At 58.3% G+C, this 25,417-nt stretch carries 23 protein-coding genes, 1 rRNA gene and 1 pseudogene; 18 read left to right on the top strand and 7 right to left on the bottom strand.

Annotated elements, in window-relative coordinates; all coding sequences use genetic code 11:
* Positions 1-56 precede the first annotated feature (56 nt).
* The 17 genes from CKW23_RS25300 to nuoN all read left to right on the top strand — a co-directional run bounded on the left by CKW23_RS25300 (position 57) and on the right by nuoN (position 19,791).
* Positions 57-1,223: a cupin domain-containing protein gene (locus CKW23_RS25300; protein WP_095068639.1), complete on the top strand. Its 1,167-nt coding sequence runs from the start codon at positions 57-59 to the stop codon at positions 1,221-1,223.
* Positions 1,216-1,638 carry a GNAT family N-acetyltransferase gene (locus CKW23_RS25295; protein WP_025259483.1) on the top strand — a complete coding sequence of 141 codons (423 nt, stop codon included), beginning with the start codon at positions 1,216-1,218 and terminating at the stop codon, positions 1,636-1,638. Before CKW23_RS25300 ends, CKW23_RS25295 begins: the two co-directional genes overlap by 8 nt.
* A 187-nt stretch (positions 1,639-1,825) precedes the next feature.
* A complete protein-coding gene (locus CKW23_RS25290; RefSeq protein WP_038399782.1) occupies positions 1,826-2,566 on the top strand; it encodes a secretin N-terminal domain-containing protein in 741 nt (246 codons plus the stop codon).
* Positions 2,567-3,073: 507 nt separating this feature from the next.
* Positions 3,074-4,399, top strand: a complete 1,326-nt coding sequence (gene aceA / locus CKW23_RS25285) for an isocitrate lyase (RefSeq protein ID WP_025259481.1) — start codon at positions 3,074-3,076, stop codon at positions 4,397-4,399.
* A 457-nt stretch (positions 4,400-4,856) separates the two neighbouring features.
* A complete protein-coding gene (locus CKW23_RS25280) occupies positions 4,857-5,270 on the top strand; it encodes an NADH-quinone oxidoreductase subunit A (RefSeq protein ID WP_025259480.1) in 414 nt (137 codons plus the stop codon).
* 10 nt (positions 5,271-5,280) lie between these two features.
* Positions 5,281-5,955, top strand: a complete 675-nt coding sequence (locus CKW23_RS25275; protein ID WP_025259479.1) for an NADH-quinone oxidoreductase subunit B family protein — start codon at positions 5,281-5,283, stop codon at positions 5,953-5,955.
* A gap of 72 nt (positions 5,956-6,027) precedes the next feature.
* On the top strand, positions 6,028-7,809 hold the full coding sequence (gene nuoC / locus CKW23_RS25270) for an NADH-quinone oxidoreductase subunit C/D (protein WP_095068638.1): 1,782 nt from the start codon (positions 6,028-6,030) through the stop codon (positions 7,807-7,809).
* A 2-nt stretch (positions 7,810-7,811) separates the two neighbouring features.
* Complete coding sequence (gene nuoE / locus CKW23_RS25265; protein ID WP_025259477.1) at positions 7,812-8,309, top strand: NADH-quinone oxidoreductase subunit NuoE; 498 nt, start codon at positions 7,812-7,814, stop codon at positions 8,307-8,309.
* A complete protein-coding gene (gene nuoF, locus CKW23_RS25260) occupies positions 8,306-9,661 on the top strand; it encodes an NADH-quinone oxidoreductase subunit NuoF (protein ID WP_025259476.1) in 1,356 nt (451 codons plus the stop codon). Before nuoE ends, nuoF begins: the two co-directional genes overlap by 4 nt.
* Positions 9,662-9,794: 133 nt before the next feature.
* Positions 9,795-12,509 (top strand): NADH-quinone oxidoreductase subunit NuoG, encoded by a 2,715-nt coding sequence (nuoG, locus tag CKW23_RS25255; RefSeq protein ID WP_025259475.1) that lies wholly within the window; start codon positions 9,795-9,797, stop codon positions 12,507-12,509.
* The gene (gene nuoH, locus CKW23_RS25250) at positions 12,506-13,513 is read left to right on the top strand and encodes an NADH-quinone oxidoreductase subunit NuoH (RefSeq protein WP_025259474.1); all 1,008 of its coding nucleotides are present in this window, start codon (positions 12,506-12,508) and stop codon (positions 13,511-13,513) included. The genes nuoG and nuoH overlap by 4 nt, the downstream gene beginning before the upstream one ends.
* A gap of 11 nt (positions 13,514-13,524) precedes the next feature.
* Complete coding sequence (nuoI, locus tag CKW23_RS25245; RefSeq protein WP_025259473.1) at positions 13,525-14,073, top strand: NADH-quinone oxidoreductase subunit NuoI; 549 nt, start codon at positions 13,525-13,527, stop codon at positions 14,071-14,073.
* A 10-nt stretch (positions 14,074-14,083) separates the two neighbouring features.
* Positions 14,084-14,593, top strand: a complete 510-nt coding sequence (gene nuoJ / locus CKW23_RS25240) for an NADH-quinone oxidoreductase subunit J (protein ID WP_025259472.1) — start codon at positions 14,084-14,086, stop codon at positions 14,591-14,593.
* Positions 14,590-14,898 (top strand): NADH-quinone oxidoreductase subunit NuoK, encoded by a 309-nt coding sequence (gene nuoK, locus CKW23_RS25235; protein ID WP_025259471.1) that lies wholly within the window; start codon positions 14,590-14,592, stop codon positions 14,896-14,898. The genes nuoJ and nuoK overlap by 4 nt, the downstream gene beginning before the upstream one ends.
* Positions 14,895-16,748, top strand: a complete 1,854-nt coding sequence (nuoL, locus tag CKW23_RS25230) for an NADH-quinone oxidoreductase subunit L (protein ID WP_095068637.1) — start codon at positions 14,895-14,897, stop codon at positions 16,746-16,748. Before nuoK ends, nuoL begins: the two co-directional genes overlap by 4 nt.
* 39 nt (positions 16,749-16,787) lie before the next feature.
* Positions 16,788-18,320, top strand: a complete 1,533-nt coding sequence (nuoM, locus tag CKW23_RS25225) for an NADH-quinone oxidoreductase subunit M (protein WP_095068636.1) — start codon at positions 16,788-16,790, stop codon at positions 18,318-18,320.
* A 7-nt stretch (positions 18,321-18,327) separates the two neighbouring features.
* Positions 18,328-19,791 (top strand): NADH-quinone oxidoreductase subunit NuoN, encoded by a 1,464-nt coding sequence (nuoN, locus tag CKW23_RS25220; RefSeq protein WP_095068635.1) that lies wholly within the window; start codon positions 18,328-18,330, stop codon positions 19,789-19,791.
* Positions 19,792-19,934: 143 nt separating this feature from the next.
* Here the strand turns inward: nuoN and CKW23_RS27365 are convergent, their stop codons facing one another.
* The 6 genes and pseudogenes from CKW23_RS27365 to CKW23_RS25195 form a co-directional block, all read right to left on the bottom strand.
* Positions 19,935-20,690 (bottom strand): methyl-accepting chemotaxis protein, encoded by a 756-nt coding sequence (locus tag CKW23_RS27365; RefSeq protein WP_371856599.1) that lies wholly within the window; start codon positions 20,688-20,690, stop codon positions 19,935-19,937.
* 102 nt (positions 20,691-20,792) lie between these two features.
* Positions 20,793-21,614: pseudogene (locus CKW23_RS27360) on the bottom strand (cache domain-containing protein); the annotation flags it as partial.
* Positions 21,615-21,731: 117 nt separating this feature from the next.
* Complete coding sequence (locus tag CKW23_RS25210; RefSeq protein ID WP_025259466.1) at positions 21,732-23,054, bottom strand: sensor histidine kinase; 1,323 nt, start codon at positions 23,052-23,054, stop codon at positions 21,732-21,734.
* A complete protein-coding gene (locus tag CKW23_RS25205) occupies positions 23,051-23,719 on the bottom strand; it encodes a response regulator transcription factor (RefSeq protein ID WP_025259465.1) in 669 nt (222 codons plus the stop codon). Before CKW23_RS25205 ends, CKW23_RS25210 begins: the two co-directional genes overlap by 4 nt.
* Positions 23,719-24,027: a PepSY domain-containing protein gene (locus CKW23_RS25200; RefSeq protein ID WP_095068634.1), complete on the bottom strand. Its 309-nt coding sequence runs from the start codon at positions 24,025-24,027 to the stop codon at positions 23,719-23,721. Before CKW23_RS25200 ends, CKW23_RS25205 begins: the two co-directional genes overlap by 1 nt.
* Positions 24,027-24,335 (bottom strand): PepSY domain-containing protein, encoded by a 309-nt coding sequence (locus CKW23_RS25195; protein WP_095068633.1) that lies wholly within the window; start codon positions 24,333-24,335, stop codon positions 24,027-24,029. The genes CKW23_RS25200 and CKW23_RS25195 overlap by 1 nt, the downstream gene beginning before the upstream one ends.
* A gap of 200 nt (positions 24,336-24,535) precedes the next feature.
* Here CKW23_RS25195 and queD point away from each other — a divergent pair, with 200 nt between their 5' ends.
* Positions 24,536-24,892 (top strand): 6-carboxytetrahydropterin synthase QueD, encoded by a 357-nt coding sequence (gene queD / locus CKW23_RS25190; protein WP_025259462.1) that lies wholly within the window; start codon positions 24,536-24,538, stop codon positions 24,890-24,892.
* 211 nt (positions 24,893-25,103) lie between these two features.
* Here the strand turns inward: queD and rrf are convergent.
* Positions 25,104-25,219, bottom strand: a 5S ribosomal RNA gene (gene rrf / locus CKW23_RS25185).
* Positions 25,220-25,417 lie beyond the last annotated feature (198 nt).

Below are 25,417 nucleotides of genomic sequence, written 5' to 3'. Positions count from 1 at the left end.
AGCAACTTTTGCACACGCCCGGCTGTGCCGGGCGTTTTCATTTCAAGGGCTTACAAATGAATCCTGATATTCCTCTTCAACTTCTGGGCGGCATGAGCGCGCGTGTTTTCCTGCGTGACTACTGGCAGAAAAAGCCCCTCCTGATCCGTCAGGCGATGCCGGATTTCCAAAGCCCGATCGATCCTGACGAACTGGCCGGCCTTGCCCTGGAAGAAGAAGTCGAATCCCGACTGATCATCGAAAACGGCGAGCGCCCATGGGAACTGCGTCGCGGCCCGTTTTCCGAAGACGACTTCAGCAAGATGCCCGAGCGCGAATGGACCCTTCTGGTCCAGGCCGTGGATCAGTTCGTACCTGAAGTCAGCGAATTGCTGGAGAACTTCCGCTTCCTGCCAAGCTGGCGCATCGACGATGTCATGATCAGCTACGCCGCACCGGGCGGCAGCGTCGGTCCGCACTTCGACAACTACGACGTTTTCCTGCTGCAAGGTCATGGCAAGCGCCATTGGCAGATCGGCCAGATGTGCGACTCCGAAAGCCCGCTGCTGCAGCACGCCGACCTGCGCATCCTCGCAGACTTCCAGGCCACCGACGAGTGGACCCTGGAACCCGGCGACATGCTGTATCTGCCACCACGCCTCGCCCACTGCGGCGTTGCCGTGGACGACTGCCTGACCTACTCGGTAGGTTTCCGCGCCCCGAGCGCCGCCGAAGTCCTGACCCACTTCACCGACTTCCTCAGCCAGTTCATCCCGGACGAAGAGCGCTACACGGACGCCGACGCACAGCCGGTCAGCGATCCACACCAGATCCAGCACGACGCCCTTGATCGCCTCAAGGCCCTGCTGGCCGAGCACATGAGCGACGAACGCCTGCTGCTGACCTGGTTTGGCCAATTCATGACCGAGCCTCGCTATCCGGAACTGGTCACAGGCCCGGAACTGGAAGAAGAAGACCTGCTCGACAGCCTGGAACAGGGCGCAGTTCTCATTCGCAACCCAAGCGCACGCCTGGCCTGGTCTGAAGTTGATGACGATCTGCTACTGTTTGCCAGCGGCCAGAGTCGTCTTTTGCTGGGCAGCCTGCGTGAACTGCTTAAATTGATTTGTGCGGCCGATTCGCTGCACAGCGAAAACCTCGGCCAATGGCTGGCCGATGAAGAGGGACGCAATCTGATTTGCGAACTCGTAAAACAAGGAAGCCTGGGATTTGCCGATGAATAAAATCACTGTATCCGTCGCGGACTGGCAGAAGAATAACGCCGATATCCGGCGTATTCGTGAAGCCGTGTTCATTGCCGAGCAATCGGTACCACCGGAACTGGAATGGGACTCGGAGGATAGCGACGCCATACATTTTCTGGCCCGTGAAGGCGATTATGCCGTCGGTACTGCCCGACTGCTGCCGGACGGCGAGATCGGTCGCCTGTCGGTCCTCAAGGACTGGCGCGGCCTGAAAGCCGGTGAAATGCTGCTGACCGCCATCCTCGACGAAGCACAGACCCGTGGCCTGAAGCAGCAAAAGCTCAGTGCGCAGGTTCAGGCCGTTGCGTTCTACCAGCGTTTTGGTTTCACCGTGGTCAGCGACGAGTTTCTCGAAGCCGGACTGCCGCACGTCGACATGGTGCGCGAGGCCTGATCCAGACCACTATGTAGGCGTTTTAAAAGGCACTACATAACGCAACGCCCCGTCATTTTCCTGCGGCATGACTATGCTCAGACAGGGAATGCCGGGGCGTTTTGCCATCTGCCCGTTCAACTTGTACCCACCCCTGGCCGACAAAGTGGCACACTCGGTTTTTACGCGCCCATCGCGGAGATTGGACATGTTGTTACGTACCCTGCTCACCTCATTGCTTGTCGCGTTCAGCACCTGCACGCTGGCAGCCACCGAAATCGTCCCGCTCAACTACCGCACCAGCGCAGACTTGCTACCCGTCGCCAAATCCTTTCTGGGAGCGGACGGTTCGGTCAGCGCCTACGGCAATCAGCTGATCGTCAATGCCGAATCGCGCAAGATCGAAGAACTCCGCGCCCTGATCTCGCAACTGGATACGGCCCCCAAGCGCCTGCTCATCAGCGTCGACACCAGCGACAATGCCACCAGCACCACCAACGGCGCCAATCCCTCACGAATCATCAGCTACGGCACCTCCAGCCGTGACGGCGGCGTCCAGCAAGTGCAAGCCACCGAAGGCACGCCGGCCCTGATTCAGACCGGCCAGAGCGTTCCCCTGACCACCACCCGCACAGACGGTTATGGCTACCCGCAGAGCAATACCGAATATCGCAATGTCACTCAGGGTTTCTATGTCACGGCCAGCGTAACCGGCGATATCGTTCACCTGAACATCAGCACCAATCGTGACCGCCTGAGCCAGGAGCGTCCGGACGCTATCAAGGTTCAGAGCACCGACAGTCAGGTGAGTGGTCGACTGGGTGAATGGATCACTCTGGCCGCCTCCAGCGATCAATCCGTGGCCGATCAGCGCGGCATCGCTCAACGCTATTCCACCCAGGGCCGCGACGACATGACTCTGCGAGTCAAGGTCGAAAGCCTTGAATAATCGACAATGGCCCAAAAGCCAGCACCGGCGGGGCTTTTCGTGACCCGGCGGTCGCACCCAGACAGATATGTAGTGAATATAAAAAAGCACTACAAAACGTTTGACGGGTAAAAAACAGCGAGGCATGATTGCCTCGCTCCCGCTAATCAGAGGCCTTCAAAAAGCCTCAGGATCGACGCTCTAAGCCTGAGCCGATTCCTGTCGAGACTGCCCACAAGGCAGTTTGACAAGGTTACGACTGGAACGAAGTTGTCCCAAGGGACGGAAGCGTTGACGGTTGATCGGACAGCTCCTGTGAGCGAAGCACAAAGGCATCCACGAGCCAAAGTGCCCACTCAGGCCATCCGGACTTTCTCCTTCCCCTCTCGAGCCCTTCGCTCATCCGTCGCCACCGCGCCCATTGCCGATCTCTGAGCAGCGAGCAGCCATCTACCGTGCCTTCGATAAACGAGGCGTTTTGGCGGAGCAGGATCTTCCAACCAAAACCTGACAATGAGGTTTATCTCCATGGCACTGACACGCGAACAACAAATAGCGGCTCTCGAGAAAGACTGGGCTGAAAATCCGCGCTGGAAAAACGTGACCCGTACCTATTCTGCTGCTGATGTCGTCCGCTTGCGTGGCTCGGTTCAACCTGAACACACCTTCGCAAAAATGGGCGCAGACAAGCTCTGGAATCTGGTCACGCAAGGTGCCAAGCCGTCTTTCCGCCCGGACAAGGACTTCGTCAACTGCATGGGCGCCCTGACCGGCGGCCAGGCGGTGCAACAGGTCAAGGCCGGCATACAGGCGATCTACCTCTCGGGCTGGCAGGTTGCTGCCGACAACAACTCCGCCGAATCCATGTACCCCGATCAGTCGCTGTACCCGGTGGACTCGGTCCCGACCGTGGTCAAGCGCATCAACAACTCGTTCCGCCGTGCCGACCAGATCCAGTGGAAAGCCGGCAAAAACCCGGGCGATGAAGGCTATATCGACTATTTCGCACCGATCGTGGCCGATGCCGAGGCAGGCTTTGGTGGCGTGCTGAATGCTTATGAGCTGATGAAAAGCATGATCGAAGCCGGTGCAGCAGGCGTGCATTTCGAGGACCAGTTGGCCTCCGTCAAGAAATGCGGCCACATGGGCGGCAAAGTGCTGGTGCCGACCCAGGAGGCCGTGCAGAAACTGGTAGCCGCTCGCCTGGCTGCCGACGTCGCTGGCGTACCGACCATCATCCTGGCCCGTACCGACGCCAACGCTGCCGACCTGCTGACCTCCGACTGCGACCCTTACGACAAGCCTTTCGTCACGGGCGCTCGCACCCATGAAGGTTTCTACAAGGTGCGTGCCGGACTGGATCAGGCCATCTCCCGCGGCCTGGCCTACGCGCCTTATGCGGATCTGATCTGGTGCGAAACGGCCAAGCCGGATCTGGACGAAGCACGCCGCTTCGCCGAAGCCATCAAGAAGGAATACCCCGACCAGTTGCTCTCCTACAACTGCTCGCCGTCCTTCAACTGGAAGAAGAATCTGGACGACGCCACCATCGCCAAATTCCAGCGCGAGCTATCGGCCATGGGCTACAAGCACCAGTTCATCACCCTGGCCGGCATTCACAATATGTGGCACAGCATGTTCAATCTGGCGCACGACTACGCCCGCAACGACATGACGGCCTACGTAAAGCTGCAGGAACAGGAGTTCGCCGACGCGGCCAAGGGCTACACCTTCGTGGCTCACCAGCAGGAAGTGGGCACCGGCTACTTTGACGACATGACCACCGTGATTCAGGGCGGCACCTCATCGGTCACCGCACTGACAGGCTCCACCGAGGAAGAACAGTTCCACTGATCTGCGGAGCAGCTGAAAACAAGAACAGGCCGCCCTCCTCTCGGGCGGCCTGTTCTTTTCTGTCAGGCACCCGGCATTGATCCGGGACAACCTTTAATCAGGCTGGCCGTGATACAACTGTAAGGACTTAATAAAATAGAGCAGGAGCACCCAACACCCCGACAAACTAAAAAGGCTCATTCAAATGATATTAATTATCATTCAAATTTCCTTTTATTGCTTTTCCCTATTAAGAAAAATAAATGGTTAAAACCTTGGCAATGCCCGGCCAGCAAGCCCTGCAGCCCTTCATGTCCCCGGATTCCGATTCATTCATTAAATAATTTTGATGTAGAAAATTTACTTGCCAAGTATTTGCACATAAAATCAATCCGATGCTCCCTCTGCGACATATCGTCACGGACTCACTCTTTATCAAGCACAGAGACCTTTGCTCTCTATTCCAAGGACTGCCAGCATGCCCGAAACGACAGGTTTGATTGCCCACAACTGGGGCTTCGCCATTTTCCTTCTCGGTGTTGTCGGTCTTTGTGCCTTCATGCTCGGTGTCTCAAGCCTGCTGGGAAGCAAGGCCTGGGGTCGCAGCAAGAACGAACCTTTTGAATCCGGCATGCTGCCTACCGGCAGTGCACGCCTGCGCCTCTCCGCAAAATTCTATCTGGTCGCGATGCTCTTCGTGATCTTCGACATTGAAGCCCTTTTTCTCTTTGCCTGGTCTGTGTCCGTCCGCGAAAGCGGCTGGACCGGATTCGTCGAAGCACTCGTTTTCATAGCAATTCTGTTGGCAGGTCTTGTCTACCTATGGCGGGTTGGAGCGCTGGATTGGGCTCCTGAAGGTCGCCGTAAACGGCAAGCGAAGCTAAAACAATGAGGCTTTGGCGATGCAATACAATCTCACCAGGATCGACCCGGATGCTCCTAATGAGCAGTATCCAATCGGCAAACGGGAAACCGTTTCCGATCCGTTAGAAGATCAAGTCCACAAAAACATCTACATGGGCAAACTTGAAGACGTGCTGAACGGCGCGGTCAATTGGGGGCGTAAAAACTCCCTGTGGCCGTACAACTTCGGCCTGTCGTGTTGCTATGTGGAAATGACCACCGCCTTCACGGCGCCCCACGACATCGCACGCTTCGGCGCCGAAGTCATCCGGGCATCGCCGCGTCAGGCGGATTTCATGGTTATTGCCGGGACCTGCTTCATCAAGATGGCACCGATCATCCAGCGTCTCTACGAGCAAATGCTTGAGCCCAAGTGGGTCATCTCCATGGGTTCGTGCGCCAACTCCGGTGGTATGTACGACATCTACTCTGTGGTGCAGGGCGTGGACAAGTTCCTTCCTGTCGATGTGTACGTGCCCGGCTGCCCACCCCGCCCAGAGGCATTTCTGCAAGGCTTGATGCTGCTGCAGGAATCCATTGGCCAGGAGCGTCGCCCTCTTTCCTGGGTCGTCGGCGATCAAGGCGTTTACCGCGCCGAAATGCCTTCGCAAAAGGAACAGCGCCGCGAACAGCGCATCCAGGTCACCAACCTGCGCAGCCCCGACGAAGTCTGATCCAGCCCGTTCTTCTTATAAAAAAGACAAGAACGGGTTGATTCTGTACGTTGACCGAAGTGATTGAGACCTATGACTGCAGACACCGCTCTGTACATCCCGCCTTACAAGGCTGACGACCAAGACGTCGTCGTAGAATTGAACACACGCTTTGGCGCCGAGGCCTTCACGGCACAGCCGACCCGTACCGGCATGCCGGTGCTGTGGGTTGCACGCGCCCACCTGGTCGAGGTGCTGAAGTTCCTGCGACAGGTGAACAAGCCCTACTACATGCTCTACGACCTGCACGGTGTCGATGAGCGCCTGCGCACCCATCGCCGCGGCCTGCCCGATGCAGACTTCACCGTCTTCTACCACCTGTTGTCGGTAGAACGTAACAGCGACGTGATGATCAAGGTGGCCCTGTCCGAAAGTGACCTGAGCCTGCCAACCGTCACCGGCATCTGGCCTAACGCCAACTGGTACGAGCGTGAAGTGTGGGACATGTTCGGGATCGACTTCCCGGGCCACCCGCACCTGAGCCGCATCATGATGCCGCCGACCTGGGAAGGTCACCCGCTGCGCAAGGACTTCCCGGCTCGCGCCACCGAGTTCGACCCGTACAGCCTGAGCCTGGCCAAACAGCAACTGGAAGAGGAAGCCGCACGCTTCCGTCCTGAAGACTGGGGCATGAAGCGTTCCGGTGAGAACGAGGACTACATGTTCCTCAACCTGGGCCCGAACCACCCTTCGGCTCACGGTGCGTTCCGCATCATTCTGCAACTGGACGGCGAAGAGATCGTCGACTGCGTTCCCGACATCGGTTACCACCACCGTGGTGCCGAGAAGATGGCAGAGCGTCAGTCCTGGCACAGCTTCATTCCGTACACCGACCGTATCGACTACCTGGGCGGGGTGATGAACAACCTGCCTTACGTGCTTTCGGTCGAGAAGCTGGCCGGCATCAAGGTGCCCGAGAAGGTCGACACCATCCGCATCATGATGGCCGAGTTCTTCCGGATCACCAGCCACCTGCTGTTCCTGGGTACCTACATCCAGGACGTTGGCGCCATGACCCCGGTATTCTTCACCTTTACTGACCGCCAGAAAGCCTACAAGGTCATCGAAGCCATCACCGGCTTCCGTCTGCACCCGGCCTGGTATCGCATCGGCGGTGTTGCTCACGACCTGCCACGCGGCTGGGAAAAACTGGTGAAGGAATTCGTCGACTGGCTGCCAAAACGCCTGGACGAATACACCAAGGCAGCGCTGCAGAACAGTATCCTCAAAGGCCGTACCATCGGCGTTGCAGCCTATAACACCAAAGAGGCCCTGGAATGGGGTGTCACCGGTGCAGGCCTGCGTTCCACCGGCTGTGATTTCGACCTGCGCAAGGCCCGTCCTTACTCCGGCTACGAAAACTTCGAATTCGAAGTCCCGCTTGCAGTCAACGGCGATGCCTATGACCGCTGCATGGTGCGTGTAGAAGAAATGCGCCAGAGCATCAGGATCATCGACCAGTGCATGCGCAACATGCCGGAAGGCCCGTACAAGGCGGATCACCCGCTGACCACGCCGCCGCCCAAAGAGCGCACCTTGCAGCACATCGAAACCTTGATCACGCACTTCCTGCAGGTTTCGTGGGGCCCGGTCATGCCGGCCAACGAATCCTTCCAGATGATCGAAGCGACCAAGGGCATCAACAGTTATTACCTGACGAGCGACGGCGGCACCATGAGCTACCGTACCCGGATTCGCACCCCAAGTTACCCGCACCTGCAGCAGATCCCTTCGGTGATCAAAGGCAGCATGGTCGCGGACTTGATCGCGTACCTGGGTAGCATCGATTTCGTTATGGCCGACGTGGACCGCTAAGCATGAACAGCACGCTTATCCAGACAGACCGTTTCGCCCTGAGCGAAACCGAACGCTCGGCCATCGAGCACGAGCTGCATCACTACGAAGACTCCCGCGCGGCGTCCATCGAAGCCCTCAAGATCGTCCAGAAGGAACGTGGCTGGGTGCCGGATGGTGCCATCTACGCGATCGGCGAGATTCTTGGCATTCCAGCCAGCGATGTCGAAGGTGTGGCAACGTTCTACAGCCAGATCTTCCGTCAGCCGGTCGGCCGTCACATCATTCGCGTCTGCGACAGTATGGTCTGCTACATCGGCGGCCATGAGTCTGTGGTTGGCGAAATCCAGAGCAAGCTGGGCATCGGCCTGGGCCAGACCACTCCCGACGGCCGCTTCACGCTGCTGCCGGTCTGCTGCCTGGGCAACTGCGACAAGGCTCCGGCACTGATGATCGACGACGACACTTTCGGTGACGTACAGCCTGCTGGCGTTGCCAAACTGCTGGAGGGCTACGTATGACCCTGACTTCCTTCGGCCCTGCCAACCGCATCGCGCGCAGTGCAGAAACCCATCCGCTGACCTGGCGTCTGCGTGACGACGCCGAGCCGGTCTGGCTCGACGAGTACCAGGCCAAGAACGGTTACGCGGCAGCACGCAAGGCATTCGCCGACATGTCTCAGGACGATATCGTCCAGACCGTCAAGGATGCCGGCCTCAAGGGACGCGGCGGTGCCGGCTTCCCTACGGGCGTGAAATGGGGCCTGATGCCCAAAGACGAATCCATGAACATCCGTTACCTGCTGTGCAATGCGGATGAAATGGAGCCCAACACCTGGAAAGACCGCATGCTGATGGAGCAACTGCCCCATCTGCTGATCGAAGGCATGCTGATCAGTGCCCGCGCACTGAAAACCTACCGTGGCTACATCTTCCTGCGCGGCGAGTACACCACTGCCGCAAAGCACCTGAACCGTGCAGTGGAAGAAGCCAAGGCAGCCGGCCTGCTGGGCAAGAACATCCTGGGCAGCGGCTTCGATTTCGAGCTGTTCGTCCACACCGGCGCCGGGCGTTACATCTGCGGTGAAGAAACCGCACTGATCAACTCCCTGGAAGGCCGTCGCGCCAACCCGCGCTCCAAGCCGCCCTTCCCCGCCGCCGTCGGCGTGTGGGGCAAGCCGACCTGCGTGAACAACGTCGAAACCCTCTGCAACGTACCAGCCATCATCGGCAACGGCGTCGACTGGTACAAATCCCTCGCTCGCGAAGGCAGTGAAGACCACGGCACCAAGCTGATGGGCTTCTCCGGCAAAGTGAAGAACCCTGGCCTGTGGGAGCTGCCATTCGGCGTAACCGCTCGTGAACTCTTTGAAGACTATGCCGGTGGCATGCGCGATGGCTACAAACTCAAGTGCTGGCAGCCAGGTGGCGCCGGTACCGGTTTCCTGTTGCCTGAACACCTGGATGCGCAAATGTACGCTGGCGGCATCGCCAAGGTCGGCACGCGTATGGGTACCGGTCTGGCCATGGCGGTAGATGACAGCATCAACATGGTGTCCCTGCTGCGCAACATGGAAGAATTCTTCGCCCGCGAATCCTGCGGTTTCTGCACCCCTTGCCGCGACGGTCTGCCATGGAGCGTCAAGCTCCTGCGTGCGCTGGAAAAAGGCGAAGGGCAAGCCGGAGATATCGAGACGCTGCTCGGTCTGGTCGGCTTCCTCGGCCCAGGCAAGACCTTCTGTGCTCACGCACCGGGAGCCGTGGAGCCATTGGGCAGCGCGATCAAATATTTCCGCCCGGAGTTCGAGGCAGGCATCGCGCCCACCAGCGCCGCCGTCCCGCCCCAGGCACGACCGATCATCGTCGGCGCATGACCCTTTAAAGGTGAAGGGCCCTGCCCTTCATCCATCGTGCGACAGCGCCCCCACAGGCTGTTTCGAGTCGCACGAATAACAAGATTCCATTAGCCACGCCCGCTGACACCGGGCCAACGAAGAACTTTGAACCATGGCCACTATCCACGTAGACGGCAAAGCGCTCGAAGTCGACGGGGCAGACAACCTGTTACAGGCATGTCTGTCGCTGGGCCTCGACATTCCTTATTTCTGCTGGCATCCCGCCCTTGGCAGCGTTGGCGCCTGTCGCCAGTGCGCGGTCAAGCAGTACAACGACGAGAACGACACCCGTGGTCGCATCGTCATGTCCTGCATGACTCCGGCCACCGACAACACCTGGATTTCCATCGACGATGACGAATCCAAGGCCTTCCGGGCCAGTGTCGTCGAATGGCTGATGACCAACCACCCGCATGACTGCCCGGTCTGCGAGGAAGGCGGTCACTGCCACCTGCAAGACATGACCGTCATGACCGGTCACAACGAGCGTCGTTACCGCTTCACCAAACGCACCCACCAGAACCAGGAACTCGGCCCGTTCATCGCTCACGAGATGAACCGCTGCATCGCCTGCTACCGTTGCGTACGCTTCTATAACGACTATGCAGGCGGCACTGACCTGGGCGTTTTCGGCGCTCACGACAACGTGTACTTCGGCCGTGTCGAAGATGGCGTGCTGGAAAGCGAGTTCTCCGGCAACCTGACCGAGGTCTGCCCGACCGGTGTGTTCACCGACAAGACTCACTCCGAGCGCTACAACCGCAAGTGGGACATGCAGTTCTCGCCGAGCATCTGCCATGGCTGCTCCAGCGGTTGCAATATAAGCCCCGGTGAGCGTTACGGCGAACTGCGTCGCATCGAAAACCGCTTCAACGGTTCGGTGAACCAGTACTTCCTGTGCGACCGTGGCCGCTTCGGCTATGGCTACGTCAACCGCGAAGACAGGCCACGTCAGCCATTGCTGGCAGACGGCAGCAAGCTGAGCCTGGATGCAGCGCTGGATACGGCTGCCGACCTGCTGCGCGGCCGTAACATCGTCGGTATCGGCTCGCCACGCGCCAGCCTGGAAAGCAACTACGCGCTGCGCGAACTGGTCGGTGCCGAGCACTTCTACTCGGGTATCGAAGCCAGTGAACTGGAGCGTATCCGTCTGGTGGCGCAGGTGCTCAAAGACAGCCCGCTGCCGATCCCGACCCTACGCGACATCGAAGACCACGATGCAGTTTTCGTCCTCGGTGAAGACCTGACCCAGACCGCAGCACGTGTGGCCCTGGCCCTGCGCCAATCGGTCAAGGGCAAGGCGGAAGATATGGCCGAGGCCATGCGCGTACAGCCATGGCTCAATGCTGCAGTGAAAAACATCGGCCAGCACGCGCTGAACCCGCTGTTTATCGCCAGCCTGGCTGAAACAAAACTCGACGATGTGGCCGAAGAGTGTGTACACGCCGCTCCAGACGATCTGGCCCGTATCGGCTTTGCCGTAGCTCACGCCCTGGACGCCAGCGCACCTGCCGTCGAAGGCCTGGACGCCGAAGCCCTGGAACTGGCCAAACGCATTGCCGATTCTCTGCTGGCTGCCAAACGCCCGCTGATCATTGCCGGTACTTCCCTGGGTTCCAAAGCCCTGATCGAAGCCGCAGCGAACATCGCCAAGGCTCTGAAACTGCGGGAGAAAGAAGGCTCCATCAGCCTGATCGTGCCGGAAGCCAACAGCCTGGGCCTGGCCCTGCTGGGTGGCGAGTCGGTCGATGCCGCCTTGCAGGCCGTGATCGACGGCAAGGCTGACGCCATCGTCGTGCTGGAAAACGATCTGTACACCCGTACCGATGCCGCCAAGGTCGATGCCGCCCTGAGCGCTGCCAAAGTGGTGATCGTGGCCGACCATCAGAAGACTGCCACGGGCGACCGTGCCCATCTGGTGTTGCCAGCAGCCAGCTTCGCTGAAGGCGACGGTACGCTGGTCAGTCTGGAAGGCCGCGCCCAGCGCTTCTTCCAGGTGTTCGATCCAACTTATCTGGACGCCAGCATTCTGGTCCACGAAGGCTGGCGCTGGTTGCATGCCCTGCGCGCGACCCTGCTGAACAAGCCGGTGGACTGGACGCAGCTGGACCACGTCACTGCTGCCTGCGCACAAAGCAGCTCGCAACTGGCTGGCATCATCGATGCCGCGCCTTCTGCAGCGTTCCGTATCAAGGGCATGAAGCTGGCCCGCGAACCGCTGCGTTACAGCGGCCGTACCGCCATGCGCGCCAACATCAGCGTGCATGAGCCTCGTACTCCGCAAGACCAGGACACCGCGTTCTCCTTCTCCATGGAAGGTTACTCGGGCTCCGCCGAACCACGTCAGCAAGTACCTTTCGCCTGGTCTCCGGGCTGGAACTCGCCTCAGGCCTGGAACAAGTTCCAGGACGAAGTCGGTGGTCACTTGCGCGCCGGTGATCCGGGTGTTCGCCTGATCGAAAGCCAGGGCGACAACCTGAACTGGTTCGCCAGCGTCCCACGCGCCTTCTCGCCTGCCCAGGGCACATGGCAAGTGGTGCCGTTCTATCACCTGTTCGGCAGCGAAGAGAACTCTTCAAAAGCCGCTCCGGTTCAGGAACGCATCCCCGCGGCCTATGTTGCACTGGCCAAGTCCGAAGCCGACCGCCTGGGTGTCAACGAAGGTGCCCTGCTCTCCCTGAACGTTGCCGGCAAGACCTTGCGTCTGCCACTGCGCATCAATGAAGAACTGGGTGCAGGTCTGGTGGCATTGCCGGTAGGTCTGGCAGGTATTCCTGCCGCGGTCTTCGGCAAGACGGTTGACGGTCTTCAGGAGGCAGCACAATGAGCTGGCTCACTCCTGATGTGATCGACACCCTCTTCGCGGTCCTCAAAGCCATCGTCGTGCTGCTGGCCGTTGTGGTCTGCGGCGCACTGTTGAGCTTCGTCGAACGTCGCCTGCTGGGCTGGTGGCAGGACCGTTACGGTCCGAACCGTGTTGGCCCGTTCGGCATGTTCCAGATCGCTGCCGACATGCTGAAAATGTTCTTCAAGGAAGACTGGACACCGCCGTTTGCCGACAAGGTGATTTTCACCCTGGCACCGATCGTGGCCATGAGCGCCTTGCTGATTGCCTTCGCAATCATCCCGATCACCCCGACCTGGGGCGTGGCGGACCTGAACATCGGCTTGCTGTTCTTCTTTGCCATGGCCGGTCTTTCGGTCTATGCCGTGCTGTTCGCCGGCTGGTCGAGTAACAACAAGTACGCCCTGCTGGGCAGTCTGCGTGCTTCGGCGCAAACCGTATCCTATGAAGTGTTCATGGGTCTGGCGCTGATGGGCATCGTGGTTCAGGTCGGCTCGTTCAACATGCGCGACATCGTTGAATATCAGGCACAGAACCTGTGGTTCATCATTCCGCAGTTCTTCGGCTTCTGTACGTTCTTCATCGCAGGCGTTGCAGTGACTCACCGTCACCCCTTCGACCAGCCGGAAGCGGAGCAGGAACTGGCCGACGGTTACCACATTGAATATGCCGGCATGAAATGGGGCATGTTCTTCGTGGGCGAGTACATCGGGATCATCCTGATCTCGGCGCTGCTGGTGACCCTGTTCTTCGGCGGCTGGCATGGCCCGTTCGGCATTCTGCCGCAACTGTCCTTCGTCTGGTTCGCCCTGAAGACTGCGTTCTTCATCATGCTGTTCATCCTGCTGCGCGCCTCTATCCCGCGCCCACGCTATGACCAGGTAATGGACTTCAGCTGGAAATTCTGTCTGCCGCTGACCCTGATCAATTTGCTGGTGACTGCTGCGATTGTGTTGTTGAACACACCGGCAGGCTCGGTTCAGTGAGGATTTGACCCATGTTCAAATATATTGGCGACATCGTTAAGGGTACTGGTACCCAGTTGCGCAGCCTGATAATGGTTTTCGGTCACGGCTTCCGCAAACGCGACACCCTGCAATACCCGGAAGAGCCGGTCTATCTGCCACCACGCTATCGTGGCCGTATCGTTCTGACTCGCGACCCAGACGGCGAAGAGCGCTGCGTGGCCTGCAACCTGTGCGCCGTGGCTTGCCCGGTTGGTTGCATTTCATTGCAGAAAGCCGAAACCGAAGACGGCCGCTGGTACCCGGACTTTTTCCGCATCAACTTCTCGCGTTGCATTTTCTGCGGCCTGTGCGAAGAAGCCTGCCCGACCACCGCAATCCAGCTGACACCGGATTTCGAGATGGCCGAGTTCAAACGTCAGGATCTGGTGTACGAGAAAGAAGATCTGCTGATCTCCGGCCCCGGCAAAAACCCTGACTATAACTTCTATCGCGTCGCCGGTATGGCCATCGCTGGCAAGCCCAAGGGCTCTGCACAGAACGAAGCCGAGCCGATCAACGTCAAGAGCTTGCTGCCTTAAGGAAGTAAAGATGGAATTCGCTTTCTATTTCGCATCCGGCATCGCCGTCGTGTCCACCCTGCGGGTGATCACGAACACGAACCCGGTGCACGCCCTGCTCTACCTGATCATTTCGCTGATCGCGGTGGCAATGACCTTTTTCAGCCTCGGCGCTCCTTTCGCCGGCGTTCTGGAAGTCATCGCCTACGCGGGCGCAATCATGGTCCTGTTCGTGTTTGTGGTGATGATGCTGAACCTGGGCCCGGCCTCGGTTCAGCAGGAACGTGCGTGGCTCAAGCCCGGTATCTGGGTGGGACCGGTGATTCTTGGCACTCTGCTGCTGGCTGAACTGCTGTACGTCTTGTTCGCCAACCCGACCGGCGCTGGCGTCGGTCACACCACAGTCGACGCCAAGGCAGTCGGTATCAGCCTGTTCGGGCCTTATCTGCTGGTGGTGGAACTTGCCTCGATGCTGCTGCTTGCAGCAGCCGTGACGGCTTTCCATCTGGGCCGCACCGACACCAAGGAGCCAAGCCAATGAATGCTATCCCTCTGGAACATGGCCTGGCGGTCGCCGGGGTGCTGTTCTGTCTTGGCCTGGTCGGCCTGATAGTGCGCCGCAACATTCTTTTTGTGTTGATGAGCCTGGAGATCATGATGAACGCATCTGCTCTGGCGTTCGTCGTTGCCGGTAGCCGCTGGGCACAGCCGGATGGACAGGTCATGTTCATTCTGGTGATCACCCTCGCTGCTGCCGAGGCCAGTATTGGCCTGGCGATCCTGATGCAGCTGTATCGCCGCTTCCACACTCTCGATATCGATGCTGCCAGCGAGATGCGCGGATGAACCTACTCTTTCTCACTTTCGTATTTCCCCTGATCGGCTTTCTGCTGCTGTCGTTCTCCCGTGGACGCATCTCGGAAAACCTCGCAGCCCTGATCGGTGTCGGCTCCATCGGCCTTTCAGCTCTGGTCACGGCCTGGGTCATCTGGCAATTCAACGTTGCACCGCCGCCGGGTGGTCATTACACCCAGGTGCTGTGGCAATGGATGAACGTGGATGGCTTCACCCCCAACTTCGCGCTGTACCTGGATGGCCTGTCGGTCACCATGCTCGGCGTAGTAGTTGGCGTGGGCTTCCTGATCCACCTGTTCGCGTCCTGGTACATGCGCGGTGAAGCCGGCTACTCGCGCTTCTTCTCCTACACCAACCTGTTCATTGCCAGCATGTTGTTCCTGATCCTGGGCGACAACCTGCTGTTCATCTACTTCGGTTGGGAAGGCGTGGGCCTGTGCAGCTATCTGTTGATCGGTTTCTACTACAGCAACCGCAACAACGGTAACGCAGCACTGAAAGCCTTCATCGTGACCCGCATCGGCGACGTGTTCATGGCCATCGGCCTGTTCATCCTGTTCCAGCAACTGGGTACGCTGAACATTCAGGAACTGCTGGTTCGTGCTCCCGAGCACTTCAAGGTCGGCGACTTCTGGATCGTGCTGGCAACCCTGATGCTGCTGGGCGGCGCTGTCGGTAAATCCGCACAACTGCCGCTGCAAACCTGGCTGGCAGATGCGATGGCCGGTCCTACTCCGGTTTCGGCACTGATCCACGCGGCAACCATGGTAACCGCGGGCGTCTATCTGATTGCCCGTACCCACGGCCTGTTCGCCCTGGCTCCGGACATTCTGCATCTGGTCGGCGTTGTTGGCGGTGTGACGCTGGTTCTGGCAGGTTTCGCAGCACTGGTTCAAACCGACATCAAACGTATCCTCGCCTACTCGACCATGAGCCAGATCGGCTACATGTTCCTGGCCCTGGGCGTTGGTGCCTGGGAAGGCGCGATCTTCCACCTGATGACTCACGCCTTCTTCAAGGCGCTGCTGTTCCTTGCTTCCGGTGCGGTCATCGTTGCCTGCCACCACGAGCAGAACATCTTCAAGATGGGTGGCCTGTGGAAGAAACTGCCTCTGGCCTACGCCAGCTTCATCGTCGGTGGTGCCGCCCTGGCTGCCCTGCCGCTGCTGACCGCCGGTTTCTACTCCAAGGACGAAATCCTCTGGGAAGCGTTCGCCAGCGGTAACAACGGTCTGCTGTATGCAGGTCTGGTTGGCGCGTTCATGACCTCGATCTACACCTTCCGCCTGATCTTCATCGCGTTCCATGGTGAAGCCAAGACCGAAGCCCATGCAGGTCATGGCATCGCTCACTGGCTGCCTCTGTCGGTGCTGATCGTGCTGTCGACCTTCATCGGCGCCATGATCACCCCGCCACTGGCCGGTGTCCTGCCACAGAGCGTTGGTCATGCGGGCGGCGAAGCCAAGCACAGTCTGGAAATCGCCTCGGGCGCCATCGCCCTGGCCGGTATCCTGCTGGCGGCCTTGCTGTTCCTGGGCAAGCGTCGTCTGGTAACCGCTATCGCCAACAGCGGCCCGGGCCGTCTCCTGTCAGCCTGGTGGTTCGCTGCATGGGGCTTCGACTGGATCTACGACAAGCTGTTCGTCAAACCTTATCTGGCGATCAGCCATGTGCTGCGTAGCGATCCGTTCGACCGCACCATCGGTTTGATCCCGCGTCTGGTCAAGGGAGGCCATGTGACCATGAGCCGTACCGAGACCGGCCAGTTGCGTTGGTATGCTGCCTCGATAGCCGTGGGTGCCGTTCTGGTACTTGGTGCCGTCGTTCTGGTTGCGGTCTGACATGAACCTTGCGAATTTGCGAAAGGAATTGAGCCCGTCATGATTCTGCCTTGGCTAATCCTGATCCCCTTTATCGGCGGCCTGCTGTGCTGGCTGTGTGAGCGCGTCAGCGCCACACTGCCACGCTGGATCGCGCTGCTGACCATGTCTCTGTTGCTCGGTATCGGCCTGTGGCTGTGGGGCGTCGGTGACTACACCCTGTCTCCGGCCCCTGGCGCTGACCCGACCTGGACCCTGGAATTCCACCAACAGTGGATTTCACGCTTCGGCATCAGCCTGCATCTGGCGCTGGATGGCCTGTCGCTGCTGATGATCATGCTGACCGGTCTGCTCGGCGTGTTGTCCGTGCTGTGTTCCTGGAAGGAAATCCAGCGCAACGTCGGCTTCTTCCACCTCAACCTGATGTGGATTCTCGGCGGTGTGGTTGGCGTGTTCCTGGCCATCGACCTGTTCCTGTTCTTCTTCTTCTGGGAAATGATGCTGGTGCCGATGTATTTCCTCATCGCGCTCTGGGGTCATAGTTCGTCGGACGGCAAGAAGACACGAATCTACGCAGCAACCAAGTTCTTCATCTTCACCCAGGCCAGCGGCCTGATCATGCTGGTGGCGATTCTGGGTCTGGTGCTGGTTCACTTCAACCAGACCGGTGTGATCACCTTCGCTTACGCCGACCTGCTGAAGACCCGACTGACTCCGGGCACCGAGTACATCCTGATGCTGGGCTTCTTCATCGCGTTCGCGGTGAAGCTGCCGGTGGTGCCGCTGCACTCCTGGCTGCCGGATGCTCACGCACAGGCCCCGACTGCCGGTTCCGTCGACCTGGCCGGTATCCTGCTGAAAACCGCTGCCTACGGTCTGCTGCGCTTCGCCCTGCCGCTGTTCCCCAACGCTTCGGCAGAGTTCGCACCGATTGCAATGACCCTCGGCTTGGTCGGTATCTTCTACGGTGCCTTCCTGGCGTTCGCCCAGACCGATATCAAGCGTCTGATCGCGTTCTCGAGCGTCTCGCACATGGGCTTCGTCCTGATCGGTATCTACTCCGGCAGCCAGCACGCCCTGCAGGGCGTGGTGATCCAGATGATCGCCCACGGTCTGTCGGCCGCTGCGCTGTTTATCCTCAGCGGTCAGTTGTACGAGCGTCTGCATACCCGCGACATGCGTGAGATGGGTGGCCTGTGGTCACGCATCGCTTACCTGCCGGCCATCAGCCTGTTCTTCGCGGCCGCTTCCCTGGGTCTGCCGGGCACAGGCAACTTCGTCGGTGAGTTCCTGATCCTGCTGGGTGCTTTCGTTCACTCCCCATGGATCACGGCCATCGCCACTTCCGGTCTGGTGTTCGGTTCTGTCTACTCGCTGATCATGATCCACCGCGCCTACTTTGGCCCTTCCAAGTCCGAGGAAATCCTCAAGGGCATGGATGGACGGGAATTGATCATGGTGCTGGGCCTTGCCGTATTGCTGATCGTGCTGGGGGTTTACCCGCAGCCGTTCCTCGATACTTCGGCAGCGACCATGCACGGCGTGCAGCAATGGCTAGGCACTGCCTTCACTCAACTCGCTTCGGCCCGGTAAGAGCGCTATGGACCTGACGATTCAACACTTTATTGCGCTTGCCCCACTGCTGATTACCAGCCTCACCATCGTGGTGGTGATGCTGGCAATCGCATGGTGCCGCAATCACTCGCAAACATTCCTGCTATCCGTAGCAGGGCTCAACCTGGCATTGCTGTCGATTTACCCAGCCCTGAAAGTCGCGCCACTGGCCGTGACGCCATTGCTGCAGATCGACAGCTTCGCCTGCCTGTACATGGCAATCATCCTTGCCTCGACCCTGGCATGCGTGACAATGGCGCACGCCTATCTGGGCGACGACAAGAAAGGCTATCCAGGCAACCGTGAAGAGCTTTACCTGCTGATCCTGCTGGCCGCTCTCGGAGGTCTGGTTCTGGTCAGTGCCCAGCATCTGGCTGGCCTGTTCATCGGTCTGGAACTGTTGTCGGTGCCGGTCTACGGTCTGGTCGCTTACGCCTTCTTCAACAAGCGCTCCCTGGAAGGCGGCATCAAGTACATGGTGCTCTCGGCAGCCGGTTCGGCGTTCCTGCTGTTCGGTATGGCGCTGCTGTACGCAGACGCAGGCAGCCTGAGCTTCACGGGTATCGGCAAGGCGATTGCCGCCACCGGAATGCCTAGCGGGCTGGCAAGCCTGGGGCTGGCCATGATGGTCGTGGGCCTGGCGTTCAAACTGTCGCTGGTTCCGTTCCACCTGTGGACGCCGGACGTCTACGAGGGTGCCCCTGCCCCGGTTGCCGCTTTCCTGGCAACAGCCAGCAAGGTTGCGGTGTTCGCTGTACTGGTGCGTCTGTTCCAGATTTCCCCGGCAGCCAGCAGCGGCGTGTTGCATGACGTCCTGGCTGTCATCGCCGTGGCATCGATCGTAGTCGGTAACCTGCTGGCACTGGCTCAGAACAACCTCAAGCGTCTGCTGGGTTATTCGTCCATCGCCCACTTCGGCTACCTGATGATTGCGCTGGTTGCGAGCAAAGGCATGGCTGTCGAGGCAATCGGTGTTTATCTGGCGACTTATGTACTGACGTCCCTGGGCAGCTTCGGTGTAATCACCATGATGTCCTCGCCGTACAGTGGTCGCGATGCAGATGCGATGTTCGAGTACCGCGGCCTGTTCTGGCGCCGTCCGTACCTGACTGCGGTCATGACCCTGATGATGCTGTCCCTGGCGGGTATCCCGCTGACTGCCGGCTTCATCGGCAAGTTCTACATCATCGCCACTGGCGTCGAATCGCACCTGTGGTGGCTGATCGGTGCGCTGGTTCTGGGTAGCGCCATCGGCGTGTTCTACTACCTGCGTGTGATGGTCACGATGTATCTGGTCGATAACAAGCTGCCTCGCCATGATGCGGCCTTCAACTGGGCACAGCGTACAGGCGGCGTGATGCTGCTGGCTGTCGCCATCCTGACCTTCGTACTGGGTGTGTACCCACAACCGTTGCTGGATCTGGTGCTGAATGCAGCCTTGGCAGGCTGATCGGTAATAAACAAAAAACCCTGCTTCGGCAGGGTTTTTTTTGGCTTACAGGAGCGAACTCATTCGCGAAAAGTCAGTGCATCCAATACATATTCATCGTTTGGAATTGCCGTCTCGCGAATAAATTGGCTCCTACGTTTTGGTCAGACGCGGAACTGGGCGACCAGGCCGCCGAGACGTTTGCCAAGGTCAAACAGGCTGCGAGAAGTCTGAGCGCCCTGACGGGTTTCGTCGGCAACGGTTTCGACTGCAACGGCGATCTGGTGGACACTGCGGTTGATTTCCTCGGCTACGGCTGTCTGCTCTTCAGCGGCACTGGCGATCTGGGCGTTCATCGAGTTGATGGTCGCTATCAGTTCACCGATGGTCACCAGCGACTGCCCTGCCTCGTTGGCCTGTGTCGAAGTACCGTCGCCCGCCTCGCTGGAGCGGCGCATGGCACCTACCGCTTCCTCCGTACCCTTTTGCAGACGATCGATCATGCCCTGGATTTCCTGGGTGCTTTGCTGAGTCCTGCTGGCCAGTGCCCGGACTTCATCGGCTACGACCGCAAACCCTCGACCGGCCTCCCCTGCCCTCGCAGCTTCAATTGCTGCGTTGAGGGCCAGCAGGTTGGTCTGTTCTGCAATGGAGCGAATGACGCCCAGCACACTGACAATCGATGATACGTCCTGCTGCAGACTGTCCAGCGATGAGCCGCTTTTGCGGATGTCATCTACCAGCGCATGGATCTGCTTGATGCTGCCATCGACCACCTGCTTGGCAGCCTTGCCTTGCTCATCGGTCTTCTGGGCAGCAACAGAAGCACCCTGAGCGCTTGTTGCGACTTCCTGGGCAGCGGCAGACATTTCGTTGATGGCGGTAGCCACCTGATCGGTTTCGTGGCGCTGGCGGTCCATGGCCTTTTCCGAACGCTGCGCCTGATCGGAGACTTCGCTGACCAGACCGGTGAGTTGCGTGGTCATCTCGGTGATCTGGCGAACGATGCCATGAATCTTGTCGACGAAACGGTTGAACGAGCCTGCCAGCTCGCCGAGTTCATCCTGGCTGGTAATGGCCAGACGGCGCGTCAGATCACCTTCACCTGCGACGATATCGTCCAGGTTGTCTTTCATCGAACGCAGGGGGCGCAACAGGGTTCCGGTCATGACAATGCCGATCACGCTGATGATCACCAGTACCAGCACTGTGATGCCGACAATGCTGTACAGCATGTCGTACAGGCGTGCCTCGACGTTCTGCTTGACCACAGCCACCTGGGCTTCGACATTCTCGAGGTTGACTGAGCTGCCGACGACCAGATCCCATTTCGGTAGATATTCGGTGTAAGCGACTTTCGGAACCGGTTCGGTCTTGCCTGGCAATGGAGAAGCGTAATAGGTGTAGTGGTCGCCCGTCTTGGCTGACGCTACCAGTTCCCTGTTGAGATACACGCCACTGGGGTCACGAACCTCCTTAAAGCTTTTGCCCAGACCATCGGGACTGTTGCTACGGAAGATACGTATGATTTCGGAGTCGTATCCGAACAGATAACCGTCCTTGCCATAACTGACCGCAGAAAGCAGTTTGACCGCACTGGCTCTGGCTGCATTGTCGCCTTGTGCTGAAGCTTCATAGATAGGCTTGATACCGCTCAGGGCAATATCGACATAACTTTTAAGAGTCGCCCGGGCCTCTGTCAGCAAACGCTCCCTTGTCTCGCTGACCTCTCTGTCGGCTTGTTGATGAAGGATAAACACTGTGGTCACGCTGATTACCACAGCGAACAGCAACACTGGCAATACAGCCAATGACAGAACCTTGGTTTTCAGACTCAGACGCATAGGATTCGCCTATTCAGTTGTTTTTATAGGGAGGACTTTCAAGGTGTATCGGCAAAAAAAACCGGGAGTTAATATCATCCCGGTTTTTTTGTAGGAAAAAACTGACACAAAGCAAGATCAGGGAGAAGTACGCTCAGGCAGATCAATACGCACGCGCAGCCCACCTTGCGGACTGGTGAGCAATTTCAGATCACCGCCCCATGCTTCGACAATATCGCGCACGATCCCAAGACCCAGGCCGTGGCCGGTGATCTGTTCATCAAGGCGGGTGCCGCGACTGAACACCTCTGCACGCTGAGACTCGGGAATACCAGGTCCATCGTCGTCGACCAGCAGCGTGAATCCCTGCCCTTGCGGCTCGATATTCAGGCGTACTTCACTGTCAGCCCATTTGCAGGCGTTATCCAGCAGGTTACCCAGCAATTCGAGAATGTCCTCACGATCCCAGGGCAAATGCAAACCGCTCTGGACATCATTGATCAGGTCCAGATGTTCGCCATGGATCATGCGCAGTGTCGAAAACAGGCTGGACAATTCTGCATCGCAATCGAAACGCGCTCCTGGCAGCGCATCACCGGACAGTCGGGCACGATTCAACTCACGCTCCAGGCGCAGGCGGATGTTCTCCAGTTGCTCATGGAGGGTTTTGCGCAGCGCAGGATTGGCATCCAGTTGTTCGCTCGACGCCATGCTGAGCAGAACAGCCAAGGGCGTCTTGAGAGCATGGCCCAGGTTACCCAAGGCATTGCGTGAACGCTTGAGGCTGTCTTCGGTATGAGCGAGCAAGTGGTTGATCTGGGCAACCAGCGGCTCAAGTTCGAGGGGGACCTGGTTATCCAGTTGCGAGCGTTGGCCTTGTTGCAACTGGGATATCTGCTCGCGCACGGTTTCCAGAGGACGCAAGGCCCGGCGCACGGTGACGCGCTGCAGAACCAGCACCAGAATCAGTGCCGCCAGGCCGAATCCCAGGCCTATTTGCTGCATGCGCTGAAAGCTTGCCCTGACGGGGGTGTAATCCTGGGCAACCGTCACTGTGATCTGCTGCCCGAACTTTCGATAGTCCGCGCTCCATACCAGCAGCGATTGCCCGGTGTGTCCCAGTTCCAGATCGGAATGAAGACCTGCACCCAGGGGTTTCGGCAATTCAAAATCCCATAATGAGCGCGAGCGCCAGTAGCCTTCGGTAAAGTCCAGGCGGAAGTAGTGTCCGGAGAGCGGTCGCTGATAAGCCGCAGACAAGCGCTGCTCATCCAGTTGAATACCCACCGGGCCACGAACCAGAGCTACCAGCAGGCTTTCGCTTTCCTTGCGCAACCCGGCTTCAAGATAGCGTTGCAGACCCAGCTCAAACAGGTACAGGCTGGTCTGGGCCATCACCAGACCCACAGCGACCAGCACTGCAACGAGACCGAGGCTCAAGCGCCTCTGTATGGACTTCAAGCGTTATTACCACCGAACAGATAACCCTGGCCACGACGGGTCGTGACCACCGAACGCCCGAGCTTTCGCCTCAGGTGATTGACATGGACTTCTATCACATTGGAGTCGCGTTCGTTTTCGCCATCGTACAAATGCTCGGAAAGATGGCTTTTGGAAAGGATCTGCTCAGGGTGGTGCATGAAGTAACGAAGCAGACGGAATTCGGCAGACGTCAGCTGAATATCCACGCCGTCGCGAACAACACACTGCCTGCTTTCATCCAGATTGAGCCCTGCTGACTCGAGGGTCGGCTGGTTGGCCAGCCCATGCGAGCGGCGCAGCAAAGCCTGGATGCGCAACTGCAATTCTTCGGGATGAAAGGGTTTGGTCAGGTAATCGTCGGCACCTGCCTTCAAGCCTTCTATGCGCTCTGACCATGAGCCCCGCGCCGTAAGAATGAGCACAGGCGCAGCCAGACCTTTGGCGCGCCATTGTTGAAGCACCTCAAGACCGGGAAGACCTGGCAGCCCAAGATCCAGAACGATCAGGTCATAGGGCTCGCTCACACCTTGATAGACCGCATCACGGCCGTCAGCCAGCCAATCCACGGCATAACCTTGTCGCCCAAGGGCAGAGATCAGTTCATCCGCCAAAGGCACATGATCCTCAACCAGTAGTAGCCGCATCAATCATCTTCCTCGTCTTGCAGGAGTCGCCCGTCACGTGCGTTGAACTTGAGCTCGCGGACAACGCCTTGCGTGGTCAGCAACTCGAATTCATAGACGTACAGGTCATTTTTTTCTTCCAGCTCAGCCTCAAGCAGCTTGGCACCAGGATGATGACTCAACGCTTGCTCGATGAATTGCTCAAGAGGCAGGATCACCCCACGCTGTCGCAAACTGAGTGCCTCGTCCTGATTCAGGTCCTTGGCCTGAGCCGCAGTGCAGAGCAGCCCCAAACCAAGGAGTGTGCAGAGACGCTTTTCGACCTTCATTACTTATCCTGATAGTTCTTGTATATCTGCCCGGTGACAGCGTCTATTTTCAGGTCCCACTGAATGCCTGCGGTATCACGTAATTCGATTTGATAAACGTATTTACCGTATTCGTTTTCGAGCTCCGTCTCGGTGATCGTTGCACCAGGGTGCTTGGACAATGCGTATCCGTTGAGCTTTTCAAAAGACTGGATGGTTCCTGCATCCCTGAGGCGCAGGGCTTCATCTGGCCCGATATCACGTGCCAGGGCAAACCCGGCAGAAGCAGTGAGCATTACGGCAGTCAGCAAAGTGGTCAGTCTTTTCATTATGGGCTCCGTCGAGTGGTGCTTTCTACGGATACCAAGATAAGGGTATCAACTTAACTCAAGCTGAATCCTTCTGGCTACATGCCATCACTACTTGTCCGACCACCTTACCTGAGCATGGTGTTTGAAAGCATTGCTGTTAAACTCGTCCCCTGCATTTATCGCTTGCGCGATCGCCATCTATCCAGGGCTTATACACAGTGGAAATTTTCAAAGAGTTTACTTTCGAGTCTGCACACCGGCTCCCCCATGTGCCTGAGGGCCATAAATGTGGACGCCTGCACGGGCATTCGTTCCGGGTAGGGATTCATCTGTCCGGCAAGGTCGATCCTCATATTGGCTGGATACGCGACTTCTCCGAGATCAAGGCTATCTTCAAGCCACTGTATGAACGCCTGGATCATAACTACCTCAACGACATCCCTGGCCTGGAAAACCCGACCAGCGAAAATCTGGCGAAATGGATCTGGGATGAACTGAAGCCATTGCTGCCTGAACTCTCGGCGGTTCGCATTCACGAAACCTGTACCAGCGGATGTGAATATCGCGGCGAGTGATGCCAGCTCATATATAAAACCACCTTTACGGTGGTTTTTTATTGCCCTGAATCAAGACACGGACGGCGCTCCCCCAATGAGCAGGAGCGAATTCATTCGCGAGACGGGCGGCCTCTTCCCGGATAAATCCGGTCCTGTGAGGTGCGATGTTTTCATCACCAGAAAGACAAAACCCCCACCTGCTTTCGCAGATGGGGGTTCTGAATTTGAATCTTGACGATGACCTACTCTCACATGGGGAAACCCCACACTACCATCGGCGATGCATCGTTTCACTGCTGAGTTCGGGATGGGATCAGGTGGTTCCAATGCTCTATGGTCGTCAAGAAATTCGGTAGCCGGTGCGTACTTGGGTACGTACCCGCGAATGGGTGTGTAATAGAGGTGTTTCGGTAATCTGTGTGTGGCGCAAACTTTCGGTTCGTCATCTTCACTACACCGCAATCCGCTCTTCGCAAATTGCTTGGGTGTTATATGGTCAAGCCTCACGGGCAATTAGTATGGGTTAGCTCAATGCCTCACAGC

It is taken from the genome of Pseudomonas sp. Irchel 3A18 (assembly GCF_900187465.1).
Classification (GTDB): Bacteria; Pseudomonadota; Gammaproteobacteria; order Pseudomonadales; family Pseudomonadaceae; genus Aquipseudomonas; species Aquipseudomonas cichorii.
This window is presented reverse-complemented; position numbering and strand designations above follow the sequence as displayed.